This window comes from Pedobacter sp. SYP-B3415 (genome assembly GCF_004138205.1).
Lineage (GTDB): Bacteria > Bacteroidota > Bacteroidia > Sphingobacteriales > Sphingobacteriaceae > Pedobacter.
On sequence record NZ_RXNQ01000037.1, the window covers coordinates 40,721 to 61,256 of the forward strand.

Sequence of the window (20,536 nt, forward strand, 5' to 3'; positions counted from 1 at the left end):
GGATGTGCGCAGCAAACAAATACAGCGAGAAACTAAGCAGCGAAGAGCTTGAAGAGCTTATTGCACTGATCAGGCATGTGCACGACTTTGATTTCGGCAACTATGCACGCGCATCGCTGAAACGCCGGGTGTCAAAAATCATGACTGTCGGGCATCTGAGTCTCTTTGACCTGCGACTCATGTTAACGAACGATCATGAATTTTTTGAACGTTTTGTGATTGATGTCACGGTGAATGTAACTGAAATGTTCCGCGATCCGGAATTTTACCGCGGCGTTCGGAAGCATATCGTTCCCTACCTGCAGAGTTATCAGAAGATTAGGGTTTGGAATGCCGGCTGCTCGACCGGCGAGGAGCTGTACTCATTTGCCATTCTCTTCAGCGAGGAACGTCTCTATGAACGTAGTTTTTTTTATGGAACCGACATCAATTCTGAGGTGATAGAACAGGCCAAAGCAGGCATCTACGATTTGCACAAGATGAAAATTTATTCGGAGAACTACCTGCTTTCAGGAGCTCCCCACTCCCTTGCAGAATACTACACAGCAAAATATGGTGCGGCAGCCATAAACCGTGAGCTAAAGAAAAACGTACTTTTCTCTGTTCACAACCTTGCATCAGACGGAGTATTCAATGAATTTCAATTGATCTCCTGCCGTAACGTGTTGATATACTTCGATGTGGAACTACAGGCGAAAGTAATTGAGCTATTTTACAATAGTTTAGCTACTTTTGGCTTCCTGTGTTTGGGGTCGAAAGAGACGTTGCGAAACTCAGGTCTGATAAAAAATTTTAGGGTTGTTGACAGGAAGCAGAACATTTACCAAAAAATAATTTAGCTACATACGACGTTGTTAAACACATCCCCGATGGAAAAAATAAATGTTTTACTGGTCGACGACCGACCGGAAAACATCGTTGCGCTGGAGGCGTTGCTTGAACGCCCCGATATCAACATTATATCTACCACGCTGCCAAATGAGGCATTGCGTATTTGCTGGGAAAAGGACATTGCGATTGCGCTCATAGATGTGCAGATGCCTGAAATGGACGGATTCGAACTCGTCGAAATCCTGAAAAGCAACCCGCGTACGCAAGAGATCCTGTTCATTTTTGTTACCGCAATTTCCAAGGAAACTAAATACGCCGTTAAGGGACTCAATGCCGGCGCAGTCGACTATCTGTATAAACCGCTCGATCCATTTGTTACTTCGGCTAAGGTCGATTCCTTTATTCAGCTGGTCCGGGTTCAACGCGAACTTCGCCAAAAAAACGCGCTGCTTGAAAAAGCCCGCAAAGACCTCACTATAGCTAAAGAAGACGCGGAACAGGGTAAACGCACAAAGGAGAATTTCCTGGCCAATATGAGCCATGAGATCCGTACGCCGATAAACGGAATTATCGGACTTGTTTCCCTGCTTCAGAAGAGCGACCTTCCTCCTGCCGAACAGGAAATGCTGGAGCTGTTGAAAGTCTCATCAGATTCTTTACTGGGTGTAATCAATGATATCCTGGATCTGTCTAAAATTGAATCCGGGAAATTCCGCATCAGCCTTTCAGAAAATGATATAAAAAAGGTTTGTGAAGCGGTTATCAACCTGCTGAACATCCGCGCCCGCGAAAAAGAGATCAGTCTTGATTTTGTACATGATGCGGCCCTGCCGCAAACGGTTATGCTCGACTCGCTACGCCTAAACCAGATCCTGATGAACCTGATCGGCAATGCGATCAAATTTACCGGATCCGGGGGTTCTGTATCGCTGCATACGAGGCTACTTGATAAAAAAGGAAACAATGTGCAGGTTCAGTTTGTGGTAACCGACACCGGCATTGGTATTGCCCGGGAAAATCTTTCCCGCATCTTTGATACATTTGAACAGGCCGACGATCAGACCACAGTACGGTTTGGCGGAACAGGTCTCGGTCTTTCAATCGTTAAGAAATTATCTGAACTGATGGGAGGTGTATTGCATGTTGAAAGCGAAATAGGAAAAGGCAGCAGCTTTTCATTTACAAACTGGTACGAAATCGTGGATAAGACCGAACCTAAACCTGTTAACAGAAGCGATGGCGGCCTGCCAAGGTTGACAGGTTTACGCGTGCTTGTGGCCGAAGATAATGCCATTAACAAGTTCCTTATTTTAAAGATCCTGAAAGACTGGGATATTCAGGCGGTTGCCGTCGACAACGGACAGCAGGCGGTTGACAAACTTGCCGAAGACGGTTATGATATCGTGCTGATGGACACCTACATGCCGGTTATGAACGGCCTCGACGCCATCAGGCTGATACGCAGCGGTCACCTTCCGGGTAAAGAACGTATCCCGATCATTACCTTCTCGGCGGCTGTGATGGAAACGGATCGTGAGAATGCAATTCAGGCAGGCGCAGACGATATTCTGGGCAAACCTTTTGATCAGGATATCCTTCACCAGAAAATCAGTTTTTACACCGGCCGCAGTTAGGGCTATTTGTTAAAGTCTGTCATGGTCCTGGCAGGGCCAATTGTTACAAAACTTTTGATAAGCTCTACACTTCTGTCGATCAGTGCCGGCAGTTCGGCCTGTTCATCACGGTCAAAACGCGAAAGAACAAAATCTGCCTGTCTGCCTTTGGGGAAGTTGTCGCCTATTCCGAAGCGAAGCCGCGCATAGTTCTGTCCGCCGCATACAGATTCGATGCTTTTCAGGCCGTTATGCCCGGCGCTGCTGCCCTGTAGTTTCAGCCTGAGTTTGCCAAGCGGCAGGGCAAGATCATCTACGATGACCAGAACGTTCTCAGGTGCAATTTTAAGGTCATGCATCCAGTAATTCACTGCCTTCCCGCTCAGGTTCATATACGTGGTTGGCTTAATGACATGCAATTTTTTGCCTTTGTAAGCTACTTCTGCATAGTAGGCCAGCTTAAGATTCTCGAAGCTGCCCTCCAGTTCGCCTACCAGCTGATCGACAATATCAAAACCAATGTTATGGCGGGTATGTGCGTATTCTGCCCCAATGTTCCCGAGGCCTACAATAAGGTATTTCATTTCTTATAAATTCTGCAATGCAGGTTTCTGCAAATGTAACAAGCGCCGCCGATGCAGCAAATCACCGCATAAAAAAACAGCACCGTTACCGGTGCTGCTCCTGTGGCTGATTGCCAAAGAGGAATTATTTTCCTTTTGCTTCGTTTTCAGCTTGTTTCAACGCTCTTGACATACCTACAGATACGATCGTATCTTCAGGCGTGTTGGTAATCACGTAGCTCTCGGTTTTGATATCGCGAACACGGATCAGGTGACCAACTTCCATTGAAGAAATATCAACTTCTACGTTTTGCGGCATGTCTTTCGGAAGCGCTTTTACACGCAGTTTACGCAGCTTCTGGATCATCTTACCACCCATTTTAACACCCGGAGATGTGCCGGTCAGTTTAACAGGGATTTCCATGTTGATCTGTTTGTCATCGAACAACTGAAGAAAATCCACGTGCAGCAACTGGTCGGTCAGTGGGTGAAATTGCAGTTCCTTGATAATGGCTTTTGCTTTGGTACCGTTCAGGTCGATCTCAACAAAGTTTGCATCTGGTGTGTAGATTGCGTCTTTCAGATCTGTAGTTACAACTGCGAAGTGCTGTTGTTCTTTACCACCATACAATACCGCAGGCACTTTACCTTCGTAGCGCAGTTCCTTGGCATCGCGTTTCCCTACGTTCTCTCTTGGAGAACCGCTAATTGCGATTGTTTTCATTGTTATATATTTATTTATTGATAATACTCTTTTGCGGCAAACATCCGGCCGGCGGATTAAACTTTAAACAGATCACTGATCGAACCATGCTCATTTACATTCGCAATAGCCCGGGCAAACAGATCGGCGGTGCTCAGCACCCGGATCTTATCGCTCGTTCTTTTTACAGGTATTGTATCTGTAACGATCAATTCAGAAAGCATTGAATTTTCGACGGTTTCAATCGCCTTTCCGGATAATACGGCGTGTGTACACACAGCGCGAACGCTTTTAGCACCGTTTTCCATGATCAGCGCTGCTGCTTTAGACAAGGTTCCGGCGGTATCGCAAATGTCGTCTATCAGTACGATATCCTGGCCTGTTACATCGCCAATGATTGACATTGACTCTACCTCGTTTGCTCTCTTGCGGCGCTTATCGCAGATAACCACTTCCGCATTAAAAAACTTGGCAAATGTACGTGCCCGGTAAGAACCACCCATATCAGGCGAGGCGATGGTCAGGTTTTCCAGACCCAGACTCTTGATATAAGGAACAAAGATAACCGACCCATCGAGGTGATCTACCGGGATATCAAAAAATCCCTGGATCTGCGCAGCATGAAGGTCCATGGTCATGATCCGGTGAATACCTGCCGATCGAAGCAGATTAGCCACCAGTTTGGCACCGATTGCAACCCGTGGCTTATCTTTACGGTCTTGTCTGGCTAAGCCATAATAAGGAACTACGGCAGTAATGTAATGGGCCGAAGCGCGCTTTGCAGCATCGACCATTAAAAGCAGTTCGATCAGGTTATCTGAAGGCTGACAGGTAGACTGGATGAGAAATACATCGCAACCGCGAACAGATTCATCAAATGAAGGTTGAAATTCCCCGTCGCTGAATTTGCTGAGTGTTGTGGCACCTAATGGCTTACCGTATTGCTCGGCAATTTTCTGGGCCAGATCCTTCGTGCCGGAACCGGCAAAAAGTTTAACGGGGTTAAATTGCAATGGCATGATGTCTGTCTATCAATGCAGTTAAAAAAAAACGGATCATGTGGTTGTAACATACACGATCCGATAATTTAAATTTTGTTGCCCGACCTGGATTCGAACCAAGACGCACGGTACCAAAAACCGTTGTACTACCCTTATACTATCGGGCAAACTGCCATTTAAAAGGAGGTCTCTTAAACGGAATGCAAATCTAGGCAGCTTATTTCATATCTGCAAATATGTTTTAAAATAATTTAACGTTTGTTGATTTTGAGGCGGTTGCAGCTGTCCATGCCTCAAAAACCTAGAAGGTTTGAACTAAATTCTTTATTTTCGGCAGCACTTTCTGTACTGAAACAGGACGTGTCATTATTACTTTATAGAAAATGAACTATACGAAAACGAACAATATCGCCGGTTGGGCCTGTTTTGTGATCGCTACCTTGTCTTACGTCCTTACGCTCGAACCTTCAGTGAGCTTCTGGGACTGCGGTGAATTTATTGCTTCGGCACTTCGCATGCAGGTGGTACACCAGCCCGGTGCCCCGCTGTTCCTGATGATCCAGCGGTTTTTCTCCATCTTCGCCGGGGGTGACCTGACCAAAATTGCCTGGTGGATGAACTTCGGGTCGGCTGCTGCCAGTGGCGCAACCATCCTGTTCCTGTTCTGGACCATCACTGCGCTGGCAAAAAAGGTACTGATCAAACCGGGTGAAACGATCAGTACAGGGAATATGGTGTCTATTATAGGCGCCGGACTGGTAGGTGCACTGGCGTATACCTATTCTGACAGTTTCTGGTTCTCGGCGGTTGAATCTGAAGTATATGCCCTTTCTTCGCTGTTTACCGCGATTGTATTCTGGGCAATTCTGAAATGGGAAGCTCATGCAGATGAGCCCCGCGCAGACCGCTGGTTGCTTTTTATTGCCTACATTATGGGGCTTTCTATCGGCATTCACCTGCTTAACCTGCTTACTGTACCTGCAATCGCGTTTGTTTATTATTTTAAGCGGTTTAAAACGCATACAACTTCGGGTATGTTTAAAACCTTCCTGGTTGGTTGCCTGATCCTTGGTATTATTCAGTATGGCGTTATTCAGTACCTGGTTTCATTCGGTGCTTATTTTGATCTGTTTTTTGTGAATACCCTCGGACTGGGTTTTGGTACCGGTGTGTTATTTTTTGCGGTGCTGCTTATCGGGGCACTGGTATGGGGCATCAGGTACTCGATCAAACACCAGATGAAAATCCTTAACCTATCATTGTTGTCACTGGTGCTGATCATTTTCGGCTATGCCTCATTTGCCATGATTATTATCCGCGCCAAGGCCGACCCTAACCTGAACAACAGCGATCCTGACAATGCTTTCTCTTTCCTCAGCTACCTGAACCGCGAACAATACGGCGATCGGCCGCTTCTTTTCGGACCTAACTTTAACTCCGAGAAAACGGGGATTGAAGAAGGAAAAACGCTGTACCGCAAAGGGAAAGAAAAGTATGAGTCTGCCGGTAAAAAGACAGATTACAAATATGACAGTACGACACCGCTGCCACGCATGTACAGCGATCAGGGCGGTCATCCGGAATTCTATAAGGAATGGATGCGCATGGCAGACGATCAGAAACCTACGTTGATTCATAACGTCGGTTTCCTGTTCTCCTACCAGATCGGCTACATGTATATGCGTTATTTCTTTTGGAATTTTGTTGGCCGCCAGAATGATGAGCAGGGCCAGGGAAGTACCTTTGAAGGGAACTGGATTACCGGTGTAAAGGCACTAGATGCTGCGCGCCTGGGTAACCAGGACAACCTGCCGCCGTCTATCAAAGAAAGCAATGCACACAATAAGTTTTATGGCCTTCCGCTTATTTTGGGCCTGATCGGTATTTTCTGGCACTTTAAACGCGATGCGAGGAACGCAGGTATCGTCGGACTCCTGTTCTTTTTCACCGGGATTGCCATTGTACTTTACCTGAACCAGAAACCACTTGAGCCACGCGAACGTGATTATGCTTATGCCGGCTCGTTTTACGCTTACGCCATCTGGATCGGACTTGGCGTCATTGCGCTCAGAGAATGGTTATTCAAAAAACTAAGTCCCGCTACGGGTGCTGGTATAGCCGTTGTTATCGGACTGTTTGCCGCCCCGGTTATCATGGCTGCAGAAGGCTGGGATGACCATGACCGCTCTACCAAGCTGGTTGCCCATGATATTGCCTATGACTACCTTCAGTCATGCGCGCCCAATGCAATCATCTTCACATACGGAGATAACGATACTTACCCGCTTTGGTACATTCAGGAGGTTGAAAATGTAAGACCTGATGTGCGTATCGTAAACCTAAGCCTCTTTGATACCGACTGGTACATCAACGGCATGAAGCAGAAGCAGAACGAATCTGCGCCGTTGCCGATCAGCATGAAAGAGGAACAATACGTTCAGGGAAACCGGGATGTGATGTATTACCAGGATTACAAAATTGCGCAAAGCCAGGAGTTGAAAGACGTTGTCGATTTTCTTCTTTCCGATGCTGAAGAAGCGAAGATCTCACTTCAGGATGGCAGCAAAACCAACTTTATCCCAACCAAAAAGTTTAAGATTACAGTTAATCCTGAGGAAGTGATCGCATCAGGAACCGTTCCGGCAAGTCAGCGCGACCGCATAGCCCCTGAAATTGACTGGACATTTAACAAAAACTATGTAACTAAAGGCTCGCTGGCTATGTTTGACATCCTGGCGCACAATAAATGGAAACGCCCGATTTATTTTGCTACGACAGTTCCGTCAGAACAATTCAACGGTCTTGACAACTATCTTTATAACGAGGGTTTAGCCTTACGGCTGATGCCATTCAAGCCTGATACCGCGGCAGCCGAGCGCGGCGAACTGGTTAATACAGACGCCATGTACAACCACGTGATGAACAAATTCAGATGGGGCAACATGACCACTGCAAAGTACCTGGACCCGCAGTCTTCTGACGATACATTTATCATGACGAGCATGTTTAACAACCTGATCTCGGCACTGATCAGGGAAGGCAGAACTGCTGATGCGCTGAAGGCCGTTGCTAAATATGAGCAGGTGATTCCGAAAAAGTTCTACAGCATGAATTCTGTTATAGGCAAGTATTACATGGCTGAGAACCTGTATACACTGAACCAGACGAACAAAGCAAACGAACTGGTTAAAGCCACGGCAGACTTCATTAAAAAAGAGCTTACTTATCTTGCTGATATTTCACAAAGCAAAAACAGCCTTACCGGCAGCCAGAATGTACAGCGTGGTCTGTACATATTCAACATGATGGTTCAGGCAGCAGCAAAAAATAACCAGACAAAGCTAAGCACCCAGCTGGAAAAAGATTTTATGGCGCTGCAGAGCAGATTTGCCATGTACTTCTCTGAATAAAGGGTCAGTATAATTTGTTAAAAAAGCCGGCCGGAATGCCGGCTTTTTTTTATGCGGCAGTTTGTGAATTTCCCGGCGGGGGGGTGTCTATTCTGCTCTCTTCGTGTTTCAGCCAAAAAGAAAAGGTCCGGATATCTCCGGACCTTTAGCTATATGCTTTAGTTTCTGTTTATTCCTGAACTACGCCCATTGAGCAGAACTTATCAATGCGGCTGGAAATCAAACTGTCTGTTTTCTCTTTGCCAAGCGTTTTAAGATCTTTCAGAATGGTATCTTTCAATGTGGCTGCGATAGCTTCGGGATCCTGATGTGCCCCGCCCAGAGGCTCAGGAACAATCCCATCGATCAGTCCGTTCTTAAACATATCGTTCGAGGTCAGTTTAAGGCAGTCGGCGGCTTTTTCCTTGAAATCCCAGCTGCGCCATAGAATGGACGAGCACGACTCCGGTGAGATAACTGAGTACCACGTATGTTCAAGCATGTACACCTTATCTCCGATGCCTATACCAAGTGCTCCGCCAGATGCGCCCTCTCCGACAACAAAACACAGGATCGGAACACGCAAAACAGACATTTCGAGCAGATTACGTGCAATCGCTTCACCTTGCCCCCGCTCTTCAGCTTCGAGTCCCGGGTAAGCACCCATCGTATCAATGAATGTGATGACCGGCTTGTTGAACTTCTCGGCGAGCTTCATCAGACGAAGTGCCTTACGGTAACCTTCAGGATTTGCCATGCCGAAATTTCGGAACTGACGTTCTTTCGTGTTTTTTCCTTTCTGGTGACCGATGATCATGACGTGTTCACCGCCGATGGTACCGAAACCACCTACAATGGCTTTGTCGTCTTTAACGGTACGGTCACCGTGCAGTTCGATGAAATCGTCGCAGATCATGTTGATGTAGTCAAGCGTCTGCGGACGGTCAGGATGCCTTGACATCTGCACTTTCTGCCATCCTGTAAGATTACTGTAAAGAACAGAACTGGTCTGGTCAAGACGGCCTTCCAGCTCTTCGAGCGTAGCCGACATATCGACCTTCGTCTTATCCGCAACTTGTTTTACCTTTTCGATCTGCTGGACCAGGTCGGCCAGTGGTTTCTCGAAATCAAATGATGTTTTGATGTATGCCATAATCGGGCTGTAAAATTACACATTATATTTTATATACAATGCAAAGGCACCCAGCCCGCATAAAACTTGAAAGGCTGAACCAGCTAATTCAGGCTTCGTGCCAGTACGCAGGTTTTCTGACTGCTGAAACTGCTTCCACTTGTACTGAATGCTGAAAAATGGATGAGGTAAATGCCGGCTGCACAAGGATGCCCGGACTCATCGTTCCCATCCCAGGAAAGGGTGCCAGAGTTTCCGGCGATTTCATTTCTGAGCAGTACCCGGACTTTCATACCACGATCTGAATAGACTGTGACCGTTGCCAGACAGTCTGCAGCATCCAAACCATAACGGATGGGCAGGATGTCTGCATTTCCGTCCCCATCGGGTGAAAAGGTGGTGATTTCAAGTACCAGGCTGTTTCCATTGGCATGATCAAGTTGCCGGGAGTTGCGGTAACCGGGTGTCGCATGTTCCGGCGCAGCGGCTGCACTGCCAAAGTTGCCGCGGTCGTTAGCGGGTCTTCTGAGGTCACCGCGCTCAAGTGATACGCCTTTTGTATGCTTCAACAGCGGATGGTGCATTCCCTCATGGTAATCAAGTCTATCTATGATACGGGGACCGGATAAGAGCACAACGCTGCCCCGGTCATTATTATAAGCCGGCAGCCGCGAAACCTGGGTGAGCGTGCGGGGCAGGGCCAGCGCATACTGGTTCAAAAGTATTTGTGTCGACGTTGAGAACGCACGGTAAGTTTCCGGCTCCATAAGCAGTGTCTCTTCAGAGAGCGGACGTGCATCTGCAGGTTTCCCGGTGCTGTCTGCGCGTGCAACATGCAATCCGGACAGATCGAGGATTTTATTTGAGGCATTATAGAGTTCAACAAAATCAACACCTCCCAGCCGGGGGTTACTCAGCAATTCGCTGATAAGCAGGTCGCCCGCCGCTACGGTATCAGGTATAAAAATATTGAATTCGCCTTCAGCTACAACCGGGCGGCCTGCGCAATCACGCACACCGGGGGTCTTGAGCGTGTATTCACGGTTACGAACAAGCTGCTGAGGAAAGCGGAGCCGCAGCGTTGAAAAGCTTCCTTGTTCAAAAAGCACCTGAACTGGCATTCCTGCACCATTGTTCAGAAGATAACTTTCAGGCCTGAGAGCCGTAGCGGTATCGGGTTCACCTGACAAGGACAGCCGCAGGCTACTGTCGCCTGCCAGGACCGCCGACCGAACCCTGAGCTGTTCATTTCGGGAATGGCTGTCAAACCGGCTGTTTTGGCCGCCCGGGGTTATACGGGCCGGGCTGTTGCCGGGCGCCCAGTTTTGTATGCCCTGGCAGTTTCCTGTAACGCCTATCCGTTCCAGACTTAGTCCTTTTGAAGTCACTCCGCGGTAGAAATCAGGTTTATAATGAACCTGATCTGCGATCAGACCCTGGGCATCGGTAAGCGTCAGCAGGTCTTCATCATTATTAAGACCCGGCCAGGGCGACAGCCCCTGTGTTTTGCCGAAAGCCTGAAGCGCCATTGTATCTGCTCTTGCGCAAAGCAGCAAAAACGTTCCCGGGGCAAGTGTGTCGGCTTTCAGAAGGACAGTTGAGCGGGCATCTGAGAATTTCCACCCTTTCATAAAGATGGTATCGCTGGTTGAATTCCAGATTTCTACAAATTCCTGGGTAGGTAAGAGGCTGTTTCCGCCAGGATCAGCGAAAATCTCATTAATAACAACGCCCCTGCCGGGGCTGATGGTCGGCCCGAACATGGCCGGCCTCTTGTCATCAGATTTACATGATGCCTCGGCAAGGGCAAATTTGGCGATGCATACCCATAAACTAAGGGCAAAAATTTGCATATTTGTAATCATAAAAAGACGAATCGATAACTACAAATTTAAAAATTAATTAAAAATTAAAAAAATGAAAGTCGCAGTTGTAGGTGCTACCGGGTTGGTTGGCACTGTCATGTTGAAAGTACTGGAGGAGAGAAACTTCCCCTTAACCGAACTGATTCCCGTAGCCTCTGAAAAGAGCGTTGGTAAGGAACTTACGTTCAAGGGTAAGCAGTTCCCCATTGTTAGCATGGACACTGCCATTTCAATGAAACCTGATATCGCGCTTTTTTCAGCGGGCGGCAGCACTTCACTGGAGCATGCCCCGCGGTTTGCCGAAGCAGGCACCACCGTAATCGATAACTCATCGGCCTGGCGCATGGACCCGTCAAAAAAGCTGATTGTTCCGGAAGTGAACGCGTATGAGCTTTCAATCGACGACAAGATCATTGCTAATCCGAACTGTTCTACGATTCAGATGGTTGTGGCATTGAAACCTTTGCACGATGCACTTAAAATCAAGAGGGTTGTTGTATCGACTTACCAGTCGGTAACCGGAACCGGTGTGAAAGCTGTAACCCAGCTGATGGACGAACGTCAGGGTGTAGAAGGTGAAAAAGCTTATCCGTACCAGATTGACCTGAACGTATTACCACATATCGACGTGTTTACTGAGAACGGTTATACAAAAGAGGAGATGAAGATGGTTAAGGAAACGAACAAAATTATGGGCGATGACAGCATCCGTGTCACTGCGACCACAGTTCGTATTCCGGTTATGGGCGGTCACTCAGAATCAGTCAACATCGAGTTTGAAAATGAATTTGAGCTTGATCAGGTTCGCAGCCTGCTTGAAAAGGCACCTGGTATAATTGTGATCGATGACGTAGCAAACCTTAAGTATCCGATGCCTAAAGATGCTCATGAGAAAGATGAGGTGTTTGTCGGCCGTATCCGCCGCGATGAATCGCAGGCAAAAACCCTGAACATGTGGATCGTTGCAGATAACCTACGCAAAGGCGCAGCGACGAATGCGGTTCAGATTGCAGAATTTTTAGTACAAAAAGAGCTGGTATAAAGCCGGCCGATAAAATAAAATCAGATGTGATGCCCGCGGGCATCACATTTTTTATTTCATGCTCATGCATTTCAGAAAGTTGCTGTGGCTTTTTGCAGCCATAATTCCACTATTTGCGGGTGCACAAACCCGGATCCAGAACATTGAAAAGGCATTCAACCGGTTTCTGGCCGACGAACAGTGCAAATACGCCTCGGCGTCACTATGTGTGCTTGATGCCGGCAGCGGAAAACTACTCTATGGCTACAACCAGAACACGGGCCTTGCTACCGCCTCTACTTTAAAAACCATTACAGCTGCCACGGCATTTTCTCTACTTGGAAAAGATTTCAGATACCAGACTACACTGGGTTACAGCGGACGCATTGAAAATGGGGTTTTAAAAGGCGATCTGGTGATAACCGGGGGCGGCGACCCTACGCTTGGGTCCTGGCGATACGAACAGAGCCGGGAAAACGTAATCCTCAATCAATGGGTTGCTGCCATACGTGCTGCAGGAATTCGTGAGATCAGCGGATCGGTGATCGGTGATGACAGTGCCTGGGGCACACAAACCACACCTGAAGGCTGGACCTGGCAGGAGATTGGAAATTACTACGGTGCCGGGTCTTCTGCGTTAACATGGCGCGAGAACCAGTTTGATATCCATCTGCGCGCATCAAATGCCTCGGTCGTAAAGACTGTGCCGGCTATGCCTTATATAAGAATCGTGAATGAGTTAAGAACCGGTGCAGCCGGATCGGGCGATAATGCCTACGCCTATCTTCCGCCTTATGGAAATCTGGCCTACCTGCGCGGCACCTGGGGCAGCGATATCCGCAAGAGCGGCATTTCAGTGGCGCTGCCCGACCCTGCGTACGACTGCGCTTTCAGGCTGCAGGATACACTTAAAAAGTTAGGCATCAATTCTGTCGGAGCAAGCACGGCAAGGCTGCTGAGCCTTGAGCAAAAGAAAGTACCGGCTGTTGCACAGAAACTCTCTACGATCACCTCTCCCAGTCTTTCAGAGATCGTTTACTGGTTTGAGAAAAAAAGCGTGAATCTTTTCGGCGAACACCTGATGCGTACATTGGCCTGGAAGTCGGGGCGTGAGCCGGGAACGCGTGAGGGCGCCCGTACGCTGATCAATTTCTGGAGCGCTAAAGGAATTGATAGAAACGCGCTCAATATCATCGACGGAAGCGGCCTTTCGCCTGCAAACCGCGTAACTACATATGCCATGGCATCTATACTTTTCCAGGCGCAAAAAGAAACCTGGTACGCCGATTTTTATAAAGCGCTGCCTGAATACAACGGAATGAAAATAAAAAGCGGCACTATTTCAGACGTGTCCGCTTTCGCCGGTTACCATACCGATCGGAACGGGAACAAATATGTCGTTGTCATCAACGTAAATAATTACTCCGGGTCCGGCATCAACAGGAAGCTGTTCCAGGTGCTTGACGAACTCAAATAATATTATCTGCTTCAGGTTGTCTTAATACAGCCCCCTTAACTTATCACCATATATGACCGCCTACATTCATTGGAATCCCAGCCCAGAACTGCTCGATCTTGGTTTTATTGCCATACAATGGTACTCCCTGCTTTTTGCCCTGGGATTTGTGTTTAGTTTTCAGATCCTCAAACGTGAGTTTACTAAGGATGGTTATCCGGTTCTACTGCTTGAAAAACTTACTGTTTACGTGGTCCTTGCTACACTGATCGGCGCCCGGCTGGGCCATTGCTTCTTTTACGACTGGGCTTATTACAAAGATCATCTGCTTGAAATTGTACTCCCTATTGAAACGCAGCCTGTGTTCAGATTTACGGGATTCAGGGGTCTTGCCAGTCACGGCGGTGCCTTAGGTATCTTTATCGCGCTTGTGCTCTTTGCACGGAAGTTTAAGGTCTCTTTTTTATGGATTCTCGATAAGATGGCCCTTGTTATTCCGCTTGCCGGTGCCTGCATTCGTTTTGGGAACCTGATGAATTCTGAGATTATCGGCAAACCGACAGACCTGCCCTGGGCTTTTATATTTGAAAAGGTAGATGGCGTTCCCAGACACCCAGGTCAGCTCTATGAGGCTTTGTGTTACCTCGTGCTGTTTGCACTGATCCATATAGTTAACAGATCCGGAAAACGTAAGCCGGGCTTCCTGTTTGGTTTATTCCTTTTGCTGCTGTTCGTTATCCGCTTCTTCATTGAATTTCTTAAGGAGAACCAATCGGCGTTTGAAGAGGGGATGCAACTGAACATGGGACAGCTGCTTAGTATTCCGTTTATCTTGCTGGGGTTGTTCTTTATGTTCCGGCCGGGTTCGAAAGGGGTAGTTAAGAGCGATATTCACCGAACATAGTTCGACTCCTGCAAAGTTGGTAGCTTTTGTAAAGCTACCAACTTTAAGTTAATTTTTCAAACCAAAACAACAATTTTTATTTTATTCAGAGTATTTTACTGCCCAAAGCGCTTGGCTAACCGCTCAAGGCTGTTTTGATCCAGAAAGCCCTTTGAACTGATCACGATCAGATGTTTAAACTTCATCTGTTCACCTTTCTTCAGATCATACCGCACCGGTTGTGCCGACGGGTTGAAAGCTTTTACAGCTAAATTGTTTGATGCAAAAAGACCATAACCCCGGGCATGAGAATAAGCCGGATAACCGGGATTCTTCGGGTGATCCAAAATGGCAACGGTAACCTGGTCATTATCTTTCGTGGCAGAAAGACTTACCCATCGCGCGGGTTTGCCCCATACCCCAGACTCCTTTTCCTTTCCGTCACTGTTACGGTAAATTCCGTTCACACCGCTGTTATCCATCGTTTTTACTTTGGTAACTTTCCCCTGGGCATCGCGAAATTCGCCTTCCTTCTGATCTGGATCCTCAAATGCCCTGTCCATTCGGATGGCAATCATCCCATCCTTGCTGTCGCGGAAGGTAACCTGCGTATCGGCTGTCAAAGTTGTCTGCCTTTGGATCAGGCGGTTCTTCCCTTCCTGTGAAAAAACAAATGTTGTTCGTTCTGTAAGTAAAACTTTTCCTTTCTGATCCACCCATTCGGATTCGGTGGTCAGGCGCCCCTGCTTCCCTTCTTTAATCTCAATAATTTTACGGTGTTTAATGCTGCCGTACCGGTGTTTGTTGGCTTCAGGAATTGCATAAGAGTTGTTCCAGAAATCCAGACCGTTTACATTTTCATAATTGAGCCAAAGTCCAACGTGGTGCGGATGGTCTACCCGCTCCCCGGGCCGCGGGTCGAGCGGAAAACCCCGCGTGATCAAGGTTCCTGCGGCTGTATACAACGGATAAAGCACAGGCTTTTCTAGCGATTGCGGATAGATGTAACTTGTAAAGGCTTTATCGTCAATCCTGACATCAACACGTCTGCCCGCAGAATCAGGGCGAATGCTTACCCGTTGCGAAAAAGCGGCAGTGCTGCAAAGCAGGAAGCTAAAAGTAAGTAATCTGGTTAGGTGAGGCATGATAGGTTATTTCCAGCAAATTACGAAAGTTTAAATGGAAATCAACGGTGACAGTCTGCAATTTGCCGGCGCGGCAAACAATTCATGTAACCGATTGTCCAATGGTCATGAAGATTCTTCTCACCGGGGCAACAGGTTACATTGCACAGCGCTTACTTCCTGTCTTACTTGAAGGCGGTCATGAAGTGTTATGTTGTGTACGCGACCGCAACCGCTTCGATATGAGCCGCTATCCTGACAAGCCTGTCCGGGTGCTGGAAATGAATTACCAGGATCCCGAAAGCCTGAAGCTCATCCCGGCAGATATCGATGCAGCCTATTTTCTGATTCATTCTATGTCTTCTGCCGGCGATTTTGCAAAAAAGGAAAAGGAGATTGCCGAAAACTTCAGGGATGCACTCAATCAAACGAATGTGAAACAGGTCATCTATCTGACCGGCATTGCAAATGCGAAAGAGCTTTCACGCCACCTCCGGTCGCGACAGGAGGTAGAGAAGATTCTGGCCTCAGGCACATACCAACTTACAGCACTTCGCGCAGCCATTATCGTGGGGTCAGGGAGTTCCAGCTTCGAAATTATCCGCGACCTCGTAGAAAAGCTGCCTGTAATGGTTGCACCACACTGGCTCAAAACCCGTTCGCAGCCTATTGCGATCAGGAATGTACTTGATTACCTGATCGGCGTGCTTGGGAATGAAGACACCTATGGAAAAGACTACGACATCGGCGGACCTGAGCCGCTGACCTATAAACAGATGCTGCTGCAATTTGCGGAAGTTCGTAAACTGAAACGTTTCATTTTTACCGTTCCGGTGATGACACCACGCCTGTCTTCATACTGGCTCTACTTTATTACGTCGACTTCCTACCAGCTGGCGCGGAACCTGGTAGACAGCATGAAAACAGAAGTGATCTGCCGCCCCAACAATCTTGCGGAAAAGTTAAACATAAAACTGATCGGTTATAAAGAGGCCATACGCCTCGCTTTCGATAAGATCGAACAGAACCAGGTTCTCTCCAGCTGGAAAGATGCATTCAGCAGCCGCATTCTCGATTCAGGACTATCCCGTTTTGTTGAGGTTCCCAAAGATGGTGTCTTTACGGACAAACGTAAGCTGAAAATCGAAAATGAAGATCTGGCTCTGCGTAATATCTGGGCCATCGGCGGAAAAACGGGTTGGTATTACGCCGACTGGTTATGGGCTATCCGGGGCTTTATGGACAAACTCTTTGGCGGCGTCGGGCTCAGAAGAGGCCGGACTAATAATGAAACGCTGAGCCCGGGCAACGTTGTTGATTTCTGGCGGGTCTTACTGGCAGACAAAAAGCAGAAAAGGCTGTTGCTGTACGCGGAAATGAAATTACCCGGCGAAGCCTGGCTGGAATTCTGTCTCGACAAAGATCATGTTTTGCACCAGACCGCAACCTTCCGTCCGCTCGGCGTCTGGGGGCGTTTGTACTGGTATGCCGTCTGGCCCTTCCATGGGTTCATTTTCCGGAATATGATCCGGAACATTGCTAATTACAACGCTGCCTTAACCAAAAAGGGAAGAATTTCCTTTTGAAAACTCACAAAGTTTTTGCGAACATCTGAGTCACTGACAGATGTAAAAGCGAATGAGAAGACGATACTTTTGCTGGCCTTAAGCAGAAATGCCAGCCCTTCGCGCCTGCCGGGATTATTTTTAAATGTATCCAGCTGCAGATAGGCAGACAAAAGCAGGGATTCGAGTTCGTCTGAAAGATGTTTCAGGAACTCCTGCGAATTGGTGTTCTCGCGCACAAACTCCCACCCGATAAATTCATTACAGACAGTAAATGATAAGCGGCAGGTACGCATAACCAGCGTTTTAAGGTGTTCTTCCTCATTAGCAAAAGCCGCCTTACTGTTTACAATCTCATTTACGTTTGTGTGCAGGTAGTCCATCAGGATCGCATCCAGGATGTGTTCCTTGCTATCGAAATACTTATATATAGTCGCCTTCGCAATCCGCGCCTTTTTAGCTATTTCATTTACGCTGGTCTTGTGGTAACCGTACTTGCGGAAAAGTTCACGCGCCGCTTTTTTGACGCTCTCCTTGATTTTTTCTACTTCCATTTAATTTTGTACCTGTAATACGTTTCCAGCCGTAATGACTACGTTGTATTGTTTTAGAGAAACCTCCGCGGGAAATCTTCCGGGAGAACCGTCGCGTGTTAAAAACCGAGCGTTCGAGCAGGGGTCGGTAACAAACGGATCAAAAGGATCTGCAAGCTGAACCGCACATTTCTGATCAGGGTTGACAGTGCTGCAGCAATCAAATGCCACATAGTTCTGTCCAGAGCGGCTAATCAGCAAACCCGCTACGCCGTAACCTTTAACAATTACCGACCCGCCGGTATTTAGCGCCGAAAGGCTGGGATCTGTCAGGGGCCGGATAAAATTGACCGGCACCTCAGGGATAAACAGGCGTTCCTTCCCGCATGCGGCCAGCATCACGACCAGCGCAACCAGAAAACCGCTGCAAACCCTTTTTAACATCAGCAGATCAAATCAGTGCAGAAGAAAACTGTTTAAGGAACCGGACATCGTTTTCAGAAAACAAACGCAGATCGCGAATCTCATATTTAAGATTGGTGATCCGCTCTATGCCCATACCAAAAGCGAAACCACTATACTTTGTACTGTCTATGCCACAGTTCTCAAGTACGTTCGGATCAACCATTCCACAACCCAGAATCTCAACCCAGCCGCTGTGTTTGCAAAGCTGGCAACCAGAACCTTTGCAAATGGTACATGAAATATCCATTTCCGCCGAAGGCTCCGTGAAAGGGAAATACGAAGGACGAAAACGCACCTTCGTGCCTTCGCCGAAAAGTTCCTGTACGAAATAAAACAAGGTTTGCTTCAGATCAGCGAATGAAACATTTTCATCTACATACAAGCCTTCAATCTGGTGAAAGAAACAATGTGCCCTGGCCGAAATGGCCTCGTTCCGGTACACGCGTCCCGGCATGATAGCCCTGAAGGGCGGTCTGCCCTGCTCCATCATCCGCACCTGTACGGATGATGTGTGGGTACGTAAAGCTATGTCGCCGTTCTCGCCTCCCTTGCGGATAAAGAACGTATCCTGCATATCGCGGGCAGGGTGCTCTTCAGGAAAGTTCAGGGCGGAAAAGTTATGCCAGTCGTCTTCGATTTCCGGTCCTTCCTCAATGGTGAAGCCAAGACGGCCAAAGATACCGGCAATCTCCCGGCGAACAAGCGCCAGCGGATGGCGTGAACCCAATGCAAAGCCTTCACCCGGAAGGGTAAGGTCTGCATCACTTTTTACTGCCTGGGGGTCCGCATCGGTGAGTTGTTCTTTAAGCTGCTGGTGCTTTGCTTCTGCCAGTTGCTTAAATTCATTCAAAACCTTTCCAAGAACACGCTTCTCTTCCGGTCCGACCTGCTTAAATGCATCGAACAGATCTTTGACAATGCCCTTTGTACCAAGGTATCTGATACGGAACTGCTCCAGCACCTCCGGGTTATCGGTGCTGAAAGCCTGAATTTCTTCGCTATGCTGTTTGATCTGCTCTTGTAACATCTGGCAAATATACGGCATAATCTCTGGAATTTTTACTGTCACGCGGTTCAAATACCACGCCTGAAGCCTGAAAATGACAGCAAAAAGCCTGCGACCGGGCACGAACAATTCCCTACCGCAGGCTTATTTATCAGATTACGCCCAGCTCCTTACCAACTTTGGTAAAGGCGGCAATCGCTTTGTCAAGATGGTGCTGTTCATGGGCGGCCGACAGCTGGACACGTATACGGGCTTTGCCCTGCGGGACTACAGGATAATAGAAGCCGATCACATAAATACCTTCGTCGAGCATGCGGGCGGCAAATTCCTGCGATAATTTCGCATCATACAACATGACCGGAACAATGGGGTGTACGCCTTCCTTGATATCAAAACCCGCCGCTGTCATCTTTTCCCTGAAGTAACGGGTGTTGTTTTCCAGCTTGTCGCGAAGTTCGGTCGTTTCGCTCAGCATATCCAGAACTGCAACTGAAGCCCCGGCAATTGCGGGTGCAAGCGTATTGGAAAACAGATACGGCCGCGAACGCTGACGCAGCATATCGATAATTTCACGTTTACCGGCAGTAAATCCGCCTGAAGCACCGCCAAGTGCTTTGCCAAGTGTACCGGTAATGATATCCACGCGGTCCATCACGCCACAATGTTCATGGGTTCCGCGGCCGGTTTTTCCCATAAAGCCCGAACAGTGCGACTCGTCTATCATCACCAGTGCCTCATACTTGTCTGCCAGATCACAAATCTTATCGAGCTGGGCTACCGTACCATCCATGGAAAAGGCACCATCGGTAACAATGATGCGGTGACGGGCATCTTTTGCTGCCTGAAGCTGAACTTCCAAATCGGCCATATCATTATGTTTATACCGGAAGCGCTTTGCTTTACACAGCCGCACGCCATCAATGATCGAAGCATGGTTCAGTTCATCTGAGATAATCGCATCCTGATCATTGAAGAGGGGTTCAAAAACGCCACCATTTGCATCAAATGCGGCAGCATACAAAATGGTATCTTCAGTACCCAGAAACTGTGAAAGTTTGGCTTCAAGTTCTTTGTGCACATCCTGCGTACCGCAGATAAAGCGTACTGACGACATTCCGTAACCATATTTATCTACCGCAGCTTTGGCTGCCTCCAGTACCTTCGGGTGCGAAGACAAACCCAGGTAGTTGTTGGCACAAAAGTTTATCACTTCTGCACCGCTGCTTACCCTGATATCGGCGCCCTGCGGCGTGGTAATGATCCGTTCGCGCTTATATAAGCCGGCATTTTCTATTTCTTGCAGTTCCTGTTGCAGAACGGGTTGCAATGTTTTGTACATACTGTTTTTATTTGAGTGAAGACTTGCCACCAAAGGTATGAAAATAT

General features: G+C 47.8%; 17 protein-coding genes and 1 tRNA gene. 7 read left to right on the forward strand and 11 right to left on the reverse strand.

Annotated features, from left to right (window positions below):
* Positions 1–2 precede the first annotated feature (2 nt).
* Positions 3–839 (forward strand): protein-glutamate O-methyltransferase CheR, encoded by an 837-nt coding sequence (locus EJV45_RS18585; protein ID WP_129718141.1) that lies wholly within the window; start codon positions 3–5, stop codon positions 837–839.
* 30 nt (positions 840–869) lie between these two features.
* The gene (locus tag EJV45_RS18590) at positions 870–2,465 is read left to right on the forward strand and encodes a response regulator (RefSeq protein ID WP_129718142.1); all 1,596 of its coding nucleotides are present in this window, start codon (positions 870–872) and stop codon (positions 2,463–2,465) included.
* Between the two features lie 2 nt (positions 2,466–2,467).
* On the opposite strand, the gene pth is transcribed toward EJV45_RS18590, so the two are convergent.
* The 4 genes from pth to EJV45_RS18610 form a co-directional block, all read right to left on the reverse strand.
* A complete protein-coding gene (gene pth, locus EJV45_RS18595) occupies positions 2,468–3,028 on the reverse strand; it encodes an aminoacyl-tRNA hydrolase (protein ID WP_129718143.1) in 561 nt (186 codons plus the stop codon).
* Between the two features lie 124 nt (positions 3,029–3,152).
* Positions 3,153–3,731: a 50S ribosomal protein L25/general stress protein Ctc gene (locus tag EJV45_RS18600; RefSeq protein WP_129718144.1), complete on the reverse strand. Its 579-nt coding sequence runs from the start codon at positions 3,729–3,731 to the stop codon at positions 3,153–3,155.
* Between the two features lie 56 nt (positions 3,732–3,787).
* Positions 3,788–4,729 (reverse strand): ribose-phosphate pyrophosphokinase, encoded by a 942-nt coding sequence (locus EJV45_RS18605; RefSeq protein ID WP_129718145.1) that lies wholly within the window; start codon positions 4,727–4,729, stop codon positions 3,788–3,790.
* A gap of 78 nt (positions 4,730–4,807) precedes the next feature.
* Positions 4,808–4,878: transfer RNA gene (locus EJV45_RS18610), tRNA-Gln, on the reverse strand.
* Between the two features lie 216 nt (positions 4,879–5,094).
* Between EJV45_RS18610 and EJV45_RS18615 the strand changes: the two genes are divergently transcribed.
* Entirely contained in the window at positions 5,095–8,121 is a 3,027-nt protein-coding gene (locus EJV45_RS18615; RefSeq protein WP_129718146.1) for a DUF2723 domain-containing protein, read from the forward strand.
* Between the two features lie 169 nt (positions 8,122–8,290).
* Here the strand turns inward: EJV45_RS18615 and EJV45_RS18620 are convergent, their stop codons facing one another.
* Positions 8,291–9,253 (reverse strand): acetyl-CoA carboxylase carboxyltransferase subunit alpha, encoded by a 963-nt coding sequence (locus EJV45_RS18620; protein WP_129718147.1) that lies wholly within the window; start codon positions 9,251–9,253, stop codon positions 8,291–8,293.
* A gap of 83 nt (positions 9,254–9,336) precedes the next feature.
* Complete coding sequence (locus EJV45_RS18625) at positions 9,337–11,085, reverse strand: lamin tail domain-containing protein (protein WP_165305107.1); 1,749 nt, start codon at positions 11,083–11,085, stop codon at positions 9,337–9,339.
* Between the two features lie 64 nt (positions 11,086–11,149).
* On the opposite strand from EJV45_RS18625, the gene EJV45_RS18630 reads away from it, so the two are divergent.
* The 3 genes from EJV45_RS18630 to lgt all read left to right on the forward strand — a co-directional run bounded on the left by EJV45_RS18630 (position 11,150) and on the right by lgt (position 14,478).
* Positions 11,150–12,139 (forward strand): aspartate-semialdehyde dehydrogenase, encoded by a 990-nt coding sequence (locus EJV45_RS18630; protein ID WP_129718149.1) that lies wholly within the window; start codon positions 11,150–11,152, stop codon positions 12,137–12,139.
* A gap of 64 nt (positions 12,140–12,203) precedes the next feature.
* A complete protein-coding gene (gene dacB / locus EJV45_RS18635; RefSeq protein WP_240755345.1) occupies positions 12,204–13,595 on the forward strand; it encodes a D-alanyl-D-alanine carboxypeptidase/D-alanyl-D-alanine-endopeptidase in 1,392 nt (463 codons plus the stop codon).
* 52 nt (positions 13,596–13,647) lie between these two features.
* A complete protein-coding gene (lgt, locus tag EJV45_RS18640; RefSeq protein ID WP_129718151.1) occupies positions 13,648–14,478 on the forward strand; it encodes a prolipoprotein diacylglyceryl transferase in 831 nt (276 codons plus the stop codon).
* A 95-nt stretch (positions 14,479–14,573) separates the two neighbouring features.
* On the opposite strand, the gene EJV45_RS18645 is transcribed toward lgt, so the two are convergent.
* The gene (locus EJV45_RS18645; protein WP_129718152.1) at positions 14,574–15,602 is read right to left on the reverse strand and encodes a PmoA family protein; all 1,029 of its coding nucleotides are present in this window, start codon (positions 15,600–15,602) and stop codon (positions 14,574–14,576) included.
* A 107-nt stretch (positions 15,603–15,709) separates the two neighbouring features.
* Here EJV45_RS18645 and EJV45_RS18650 point away from each other — a divergent pair, with 107 nt between their 5' ends.
* Entirely contained in the window at positions 15,710–17,167 is a 1,458-nt protein-coding gene (locus tag EJV45_RS18650; protein WP_129718153.1) for an SDR family oxidoreductase, read from the forward strand.
* Here EJV45_RS18650 and EJV45_RS18655 read toward each other — a convergent pair.
* From EJV45_RS18655 to kbl, 4 genes are all read right to left on the reverse strand, one after another.
* On the reverse strand, positions 17,125–17,700 hold the full coding sequence (locus EJV45_RS18655) for a TetR/AcrR family transcriptional regulator (RefSeq protein WP_129718154.1): 576 nt from the start codon (positions 17,698–17,700) through the stop codon (positions 17,125–17,127). The two genes, EJV45_RS18650 and EJV45_RS18655, sit on opposite strands and share 43 nt — an antisense overlap.
* A complete protein-coding gene (locus EJV45_RS18660; RefSeq protein ID WP_129718155.1) occupies positions 17,701–18,123 on the reverse strand; it encodes a hypothetical protein in 423 nt (140 codons plus the stop codon).
* Between the two features lie 7 nt (positions 18,124–18,130).
* The gene (gene pheS / locus EJV45_RS18665) at positions 18,131–19,171 is read right to left on the reverse strand and encodes a phenylalanine--tRNA ligase subunit alpha (RefSeq protein ID WP_129718156.1); all 1,041 of its coding nucleotides are present in this window, start codon (positions 19,169–19,171) and stop codon (positions 18,131–18,133) included.
* Positions 19,172–19,301: 130 nt separating this feature from the next.
* Positions 19,302–20,489 carry a glycine C-acetyltransferase gene (gene kbl, locus EJV45_RS18670; RefSeq protein ID WP_129718157.1) on the reverse strand — a complete coding sequence of 396 codons (1,188 nt, stop codon included), beginning with the start codon at positions 20,487–20,489 and terminating at the stop codon, positions 19,302–19,304.
* Between the last annotated feature and the right edge of the window lie 47 nt (positions 20,490–20,536).